The sequence below is a fragment of the Streptomyces atratus genome, assembly GCF_014648655.1.
In the GTDB taxonomy this organism is placed as follows: Bacteria; Actinomycetota; Actinomycetes; order Streptomycetales; family Streptomycetaceae; genus Streptomyces; species Streptomyces atratus.
In genome coordinates this window covers 1-6,397 of record NZ_BMRN01000115.1, presented here as the reverse complement: position 1 = coordinate 6,397, position 6,397 = coordinate 1, and the positions used below count along the sequence as shown (strand labels likewise).

Annotated in this window: 7 protein-coding genes and 1 pseudogene; 4 read left to right on the top strand and 4 right to left on the bottom strand. The window is 66.9% G+C overall.

What is annotated here, in order from left to right:
* Positions 1 to 28: 28 nt before the first annotated feature.
* From IEZ15_RS43110 to IEZ15_RS47595, 4 genes and pseudogenes are all read right to left on the bottom strand, one after another.
* Positions 29 to 478: pseudogene (locus IEZ15_RS43110) on the bottom strand (transposase); the annotation flags it as partial.
* Between the two features lie 68 nt (positions 479 to 546).
* Positions 547 to 1,920, bottom strand: a complete 1,374-nt coding sequence (locus IEZ15_RS43105) for an AbiJ-related protein (protein WP_189282390.1) — start codon at positions 1,918 to 1,920, stop codon at positions 547 to 549.
* A 222-nt stretch (positions 1,921 to 2,142) separates the two neighbouring features.
* Positions 2,143 to 3,516 (bottom strand): DUF6882 domain-containing protein, encoded by a 1,374-nt coding sequence (locus IEZ15_RS47825; RefSeq protein WP_506355110.1) that lies wholly within the window; start codon positions 3,514 to 3,516, stop codon positions 2,143 to 2,145.
* Complete coding sequence (locus IEZ15_RS47595; RefSeq protein ID WP_373302769.1) at positions 3,438 to 3,734, bottom strand: transposase family protein; 297 nt, start codon at positions 3,732 to 3,734, stop codon at positions 3,438 to 3,440. Before IEZ15_RS47595 ends, IEZ15_RS47825 begins: the two co-directional genes overlap by 79 nt.
* Between IEZ15_RS47595 and IEZ15_RS43090 the strand changes: the two genes are divergently transcribed.
* From IEZ15_RS43090 to IEZ15_RS43075, 4 genes are all read left to right on the top strand, one after another.
* Complete coding sequence (locus IEZ15_RS43090) at positions 3,719 to 4,057, top strand: DUF6233 domain-containing protein (RefSeq protein WP_189282389.1); 339 nt, start codon at positions 3,719 to 3,721, stop codon at positions 4,055 to 4,057. The genes IEZ15_RS47595 and IEZ15_RS43090 overlap by 16 nt on opposite strands.
* Positions 4,058 to 4,348: 291 nt before the next feature.
* Complete coding sequence (locus IEZ15_RS43085; protein ID WP_189282388.1) at positions 4,349 to 4,876, top strand: GNAT family N-acetyltransferase; 528 nt, start codon at positions 4,349 to 4,351, stop codon at positions 4,874 to 4,876.
* Positions 4,877 to 5,260: 384 nt separating this feature from the next.
* Entirely contained in the window at positions 5,261 to 5,605 is a 345-nt protein-coding gene (locus IEZ15_RS43080) for a hypothetical protein (protein ID WP_189282387.1), read from the top strand.
* 409 nt (positions 5,606 to 6,014) lie between these two features.
* Positions 6,015 to 6,335, top strand: a complete 321-nt coding sequence (locus IEZ15_RS43075) for a hypothetical protein (RefSeq protein WP_189282386.1) — start codon at positions 6,015 to 6,017, stop codon at positions 6,333 to 6,335.
* Positions 6,336 to 6,397: the final 62 nt, after the last annotated feature.

The window sequence follows — 6,397 nt, the reverse complement described above, 5'->3', positions numbered from 1 at the left end:
CCCGCCTCGGCCAGATCAGCCCGATCGCCTACGAACAACGATCAACTACGCTGGCCACCGCCGCATGACAACCGGTGTCCACGATCAAGGGGAAAGCCCCCACCTCGCGGGCGGCGTAGCGTTTGAGGCACCGGACGATTTCGCGTCGGGTCTTGCCTCGCTTGATGCGGCGTTCGTAGTCCTCCTGGGTGCGCGGGTCGCAGCGCAGGCGGGTCTGCACGATCCGGTGCAGGGCGGCGTTGGCCTGCCGGTCGCCGCCGCGGTTGAGGCGACGGTATTGCCGGATGCCCGAGGAGCGCTCGACGGGGCTGACTCCGCACAGCGCGGCAAACGATGCCTCACTGCCGAGGCGCTCCGGGTTGTCCCCCATGGTGATGAGCAGAGTGGCGGCCATGTCCGGGCCGATGCCCACCACAGCGAGCAGCTGCGGGGCGTGGCGTTCCGCGAGTCGGGCCAAGCGGCGTTCCAGGTCTCGTACACGGCAGCCTGGCCGCCGAAGTTGTGCGAAGTGGTCTCACAGCCTCTGTGCAGCTGTCGTCCACGCTCCTAGAGGCTGACCCCGTGGCGTTGGAAGAGCTCAGGGAGAAACCGGCTCAGCAGAGCGTGCGCTGAGAGTGCATCGCGCAGCTCATCGTGTCCGAAGCGGTACACCTCGTACCCGCTGAGCTTGAGGTCCCGGTCGCCAGCCACCATGTCCGCGTACTTGGCGGTGTCGGGGGTCCGGCCGTGGTCGCGGGTGTAGTGCTGTGATCCGTCGACTTCGAGGACGATCCGCTGGCCGTGGGGCAGCAGGAGGAGAAAGTCCATCCGGAAACGCAGGAGGGCCTGGGGACCTCGTTGCTTGACCGTCTTGGGGTCCCAGTGCAGCCAGACCTCGGGTAGAAGCGCGGGCATGTCGTAGACCGCTGCTCCGAGGACGCGGTGATAACTGCCGAAGAGGTTCCGCTGCCCGGGAGAATTATCGGGCAAGCTGCTGTGGAGCCTGGCGTAGAGGGTGTTCTTGGCTTCGGTGTCGTCGGGGATCTGCTGCTCCCCCTGCCACCAGGACTGCAGGTCGCGCCAGCGGATTCCCTCATCGCCGACCGAGCGGTCGTAGACCAGGGCGTCGCCGCCGACGACCTCGATGTCGTTGTCCACGGCGGAGCGGAAACGAATGTCCGGCTTCCTGAGCGAGGCGAAGACAACGTTCTTCGGGCGCCGCGTGTGGGCAAGCTGGCTGGGGACCAGGGCCAGACGGGGGTAACCGTCCTTCGTGCCCGTCTCCCTTAGTTCGCTGCCCGTGGTGCGTAGGTGCTCGTTGATCATCTCGGCCAGGAGGCGCTGGGCAGACTCGTCCAGCAGGACATCGCCGGCGACGGCTGCCTCGATGAAGCGGGCAAACCTGCCATCGCTTGCTTCGAACGCGCCCAGCGCCTCGAAGAGCTCCTCCGTCGACCAGTCCGGATTACGGATGAAGTGCCGCTCGATACGGGACCGCAGGCTCCTCCCCTGGCCGGGGGAGAGCAGTTCGGAGAACGGGTCGTCGTTGATGACCCAGAAGCGGTCCAGCATCTTCATGAACCGGGCCGGGTGCTGCACCAAGACCGTCGGGTCAAGGGCTCGGGCGATCTCCCGGCGGGTCCGCATGGGTATCTCCGGCGGGGACGCCTCGGCCCACAGCGCGTCCTGGAGCTGGTTACGGGTCGCAGCGCCGACGTCCTGTGTCTGTAGGAAGCGCTCGGCGAGCTGGAGGAGATCACTGTCCGGCACCTGGGCGAAACTGCGCTCGACCCGCTCGCGCTTTGACCCTTCATCGGTCGGCGGCATGCTGAGAACAGTGAAGGTCTCGGTCAGCGTCTTGTGTGTGTTCCGGTCGCCGAGCGAGGCAGTGATGCCACCCAGCATCCGGCGAAGTGCCGCTCGTTCCCCGTCCTTACTCATTCGCCGATGATCGCAGGCCGTAGGCCATCCGTCACTGGTCCGACGAGCGCACCGACTGCCTCAACCGCTCGTACTGATCTCGGCGCCGGTTGTGGGGCGTGATGCGCTCGGCTGCCGAGTGCCTTGCGATGGAGCGCGTCATTTGCCTGACGGTCGCCGCCACGGTTGAGGCGACGGTACTGCCGGCGTCCCGAGGAAACGTTCGACGGCACTGCCTCCGGGTCAGCCGCTGACCGTGAGCCGGATGTTGCCGATCCGCCCCATCCGGTCGAAGGAGACAGCGGCGGCGTTCCCGGTCGGCAGATCGGCGATCAGCCGGTCGCCTTCCACGCGCTGCGGCACCCCGTGGTGCTCGAAGTACCCCGTGACGGCCTGCCGCGGCGAACGCCCGATGAGTGAGACCCCGGCCATGAGCACGCGCGGCAGGGCGACCGGATCGAGCTCGGCGCTCGGCACCTTCGGGTCGTCGGGCAGGAAGTACACCTGGGTGCCGGGCCCGGCGGGCTGCCCGATGTACCCGGGAGTGTTGGCTACCCCCATCCCTGCGAAGGCCAGCATCTCGGCGGCCCGCCGAGGATCGTCGAACCCGGACAGATCGAGTTCCTCAGTGGTGAACTCAGGAATCCCGTGCGCCTGCCCGTACCGTGCCACGGCAGCGGACAACGCCACGACCTCACTCCCACCGAGCCCCGGATTTGCCCAGCCCCACAGCCAGGATCCCCCCTCCATGTCGTACGTCCCAAGGACACCGACCCGTAGCTGCACCTCCCCCTGCTGGTACGAACACGTCGGCAGGTCCGCGCTCCACGGTGCCTCGGGCAGGAACTCCATGAGCGCCTCGAGCTGAGCGGCGCCCCAGACGGAGTGCCGTTCCGCCTCGAGCAGGAACTGGTCGCTGAATCCGTTTGTCATGATCACGAGCGTAGAGGTCGAGACCCAACGACGGGTAGCCCGGGCTCCGTCCCCCAGTCCCTTTTTCGTGGCTCCGCAATGGGGCCTCCGGCCTTCGGGCCCGGCATGACTTCCCCCTCCTGTTGTTGATGACCCGGAGGGTGGTGTCGCCGGGTGGGGTTTGCCCGCTTTTGTGGACATCTCTTGAGGATTAGATCGTGGGATCTGGCATGGAGGTGTCGTGGTGGGTGCAGCCCGGTATCCGGAAGGGCGGCGGCCGAGGTGACGGGCCAGTGCGCGCCACCGCCAGTTCTTCAGGTGGGCGATTCTGTGCTCGACCCGGATGTGTCGGGAGGAGTGTGCCTTGCGCTGACGCTCACGCATCTCCTCGTACCAGTCCGGGGCATTCTTCTTAAACTTGCGGTGCGGTGGCGTCACGATGCGTCCGCCTGCCTGTGCTCCGAGTCCTTGATAGCGGGCATCGGCAAGGATCTCGACTGCTGGACCATCGGTCAGGAGCCTGACCAGCCCTAACTCTCGGGCGTGGGTGATGTCCGCCCACCTTCCGGGCCTGGTCGGGCTGCAGAACAGCAGCCGCCCGTCCCCGTCGGTGAACACCATGGCCTTCACAGCGTTCCGCTTGCCCTTGCCGGAGATGAAGTGATCCCGATTCTTGCGACCGACGACCGGGCGGCGGACACGGATCTCGGTGCCGTCGATGATGCCGGCCTTCCCGGTCGCGCCGAGATGGTCAACAACCTCGGCCAGGTTCGCAGCCGCACGTCGAGGCTGATGGTGCATTTTCGCTCCGCGAGCAGGGGCCGCACCTCACCAATGGCCCGGGTGACCGTCGAGCGGTCCACGCCGAACCAGCAGGCCAGCACGTCATGAATATAGACTCGAACACGTGTCCGAAGAATCATCGACGTCGAGGCTGGAGCGACTCCGCTTCCTGGTGCGGGTGCGCGAGCAGGATTTGACCCGCGCCCGCAGCTGGTGCGATGCCGAGGAGCGGCGCCTGGCCGAGGTCGCGGCACGCCAGCCGCCATCTCCGCCGCCGGACTGGGTGGTCGAGCAGGGCATCGGCCAGGGGCGGTGGATCGTCGCGGTGCATCAAGGGTATTGCCGACCAGCCGGGCCCCGAGTGAAACCGGTGGGGGCGGATGAGGCGCGGCGACTGCTGGCCATGGACACCGGGCTGGCGTGCCAGCTGTGCCGTCCGGACACTGAGCTCGGCGTGCTGTGACCGCCGGCGCGTCGGACGATGGATACATAGCCTCCGCCCCGTTAGCCTCGCCGTTTCGGTTGAGATGAGGCCGGAAGCGGGGAGGAAATACGAAAGTGCCTTCTGAGCTGGGACGATGAACCTTGTCGAGGGGTTCTGTCGGTCCAAGCGGAAGGCACTTTCTGCGTGCAGGGTATCGAGAACACAAGCAGCGCGATCGACTCGATCCTCCGGCGGGCGTAGGGTGCGGCGGCGCGGGCACCCTCGCATAGGCTGGCCGTCTCATCGACGCACCGCGACGAGGATCAGCCCATGCGCAGCAGCACCAGAATCCGCCTAATAGAGCCCACCGACGCCGCCCCGATCGCCGCGCACCGGGTGCGGGACTTTGAGGCTTTCCGGCCGTGGGAACCCGCCCAGCCGGCCGACTTCTTCACCCCAGAGGGCCAGGCGGAGCGGATCGACAGCCTGCTGGCCGGATACCGGGCCGGCACGGTCTGGCCGGGCGTAGTACTCGCCGACGACCAGGTGATCGGGCAGATAACCGTCGGAGGCATCCTGCCGCAGCCGCACCTGCGCCGCGGCTCCGTCGGGTACTGGATCGCCAGCATCGCCCAGAATCAAGGGCACGCCGGGCACGCCGTCGCGCTTGTACTCCGGGTGATGACGGACGAACTCGGGTTGCACCGCGCCGAGGCGTCCACCAATCTGGAGAATCTGCCCTCGCAGCGGGTGCTGCGCCGCAACGGGTTCAGCCCGTACGGCGTCGCGCACTCCTCGATCTTTCTCGACGGGAGCTGGCGGGACGGGCTGCTGTGGGAGCGGGTCCTCGGCGACTAGGGCTGCCGCCTGTCGAATGCGTGCCGAAGGCCGGTCGATGAGACGCCAGGCACGGGAAGAGAAGCAGGTCAGCATGGGTGTAATACTCATCCCGCCAAGCGCCTTCTAAGCGCTCGGCCGCAGCTCCGAGTCCTACCAGGGCGCCCTGGCCACCCTCAGGAGGGCGACGTTTGGGCCGCTCAAGGCACGCCTCTTGTGATGTAGCGGCGTCACCGCCCGGCTGCCGACGGTCTGCTTTTCCCATCCCCTAACAGCGGGCATGCGCAAGGATTCCCGTGAACGGGCTCTCAGCAAGGTGCTTGGCCAGGCCGAGCAGACGGGTCTGGGTGATGTCTGCGTAACTACCCGGCCGGGCCGGGATCGCATCACGCTGGCGTGAACACCATGGACCCTCACGAACTTGCCGAGCGCCGCCGCGAACTGGAGACGTACTGGGAGGGCGAGGGCGGCTTTCGGGAGCGGCTTCTGATCGAGATGGTGCCACTGCCTACCGTGTCGGAGCAGGCTGTGATCGACAAGCGCCTCATCGTCGGCACGGAGGACCCGGAGCTACGGAAGGTCGCCGAGCAGTTTGCCGGCTACTTCAAGCGCGAGCTGCGCTTCGACTTCGTCCCGTTCACCGCGGACGACTTCGCCGACGGCGACGAGGTGCTGCTCATCAACTCCCGGAAGGTGATAATGCTGTCGCCCGTCGCCTGCGGAGCCGTCGGCTTCTCGCCCTCGTCGTAGGGGAAGTCGACGACGAGGCGCCAGGCGTCGTCCTAGCTGGGACGCAGAGCTGCGACAGGTCATCGAATCGATCAACGAGACCTTCAAGGGACGTGCACGGGTCGACCCGCAGACGGGTCAACACGATGCGATGGAGCGCGGCATTGGCCTGACGATCGCCACCACGGTTGAGGCGACGGTACTGTCAGCGTCCCGAGGCTGGCGGCCGCCACCGGACGCGCGGTCCGTGGAGCCAGCAGTCGGTCATCGCAGGCGCGGAGCCAACCCGCGTTTGCAGGGGGCCTTGACCGGGCCGCAACAGCTCAGGCCACGAGCCTGTCGGGTTAAATTCACTCCAGGTCCTCGTCCATCGCCATGGAGTCAACAGCTAAACACGTTCGTAGAGTTCGATGCCGTCCCGTTCAGCCCCGTGGGTGAGCAACATGTGGTGTGCGGTGCCACTCCCGCCGGCTTCGGCGCGCCGGTCTACGTCGAGAACCCGGACGCACAACCGAACGACGTCTTCAGGAGCCTGCTTCAGCGCTATCCACGGTTGCCGAAAGGGTTGAAGTCCGCCGGCCAGCTCAAGGCCGCAGGGCTGCGCGCGTCGAACTTGTTCCGTCCCGACGCCTACGTGCTCGGGCCTCCGCAGCTGATTGGCATCCCCGGGGTGCCCGCGAGCACCGGGCGCACAACGCTGGAATGGGAGGTGTCGGCGGCGGCTGAACTTGGACCCACTCTGGCCGGTTGAAATCTGACCCAGGTGTCTTCGGTTTGGTTGGTTCAGTCGTTGTCGGTGGTGGCGGTGGGGAC

Excerpts from the sequence above, each read along its gene's own strand:
- IEZ15_RS43105 (WP_189282390.1), bottom strand. The coding sequence starts at position 1,920 with ATGAGTAAGGACGGGGAACGAGCGGCACTTCGCCGGATGCTGGGTGGC.
- IEZ15_RS47595 (WP_373302769.1), bottom strand. The coding sequence starts at position 3,734 with ATGATTCTTCGGACACGTGTTCGAGTCTATATTCATGACGTGCTGGCC.
- IEZ15_RS43085 (WP_189282388.1), top strand. The coding sequence starts at position 4,349 with ATGCGCAGCAGCACCAGAATCCGCCTAATAGAGCCCACCGACGCCGCC.
- IEZ15_RS43080 (WP_189282387.1), top strand. The coding sequence starts at position 5,261 with ATGGACCCTCACGAACTTGCCGAGCGCCGCCGCGAACTGGAGACGTAC.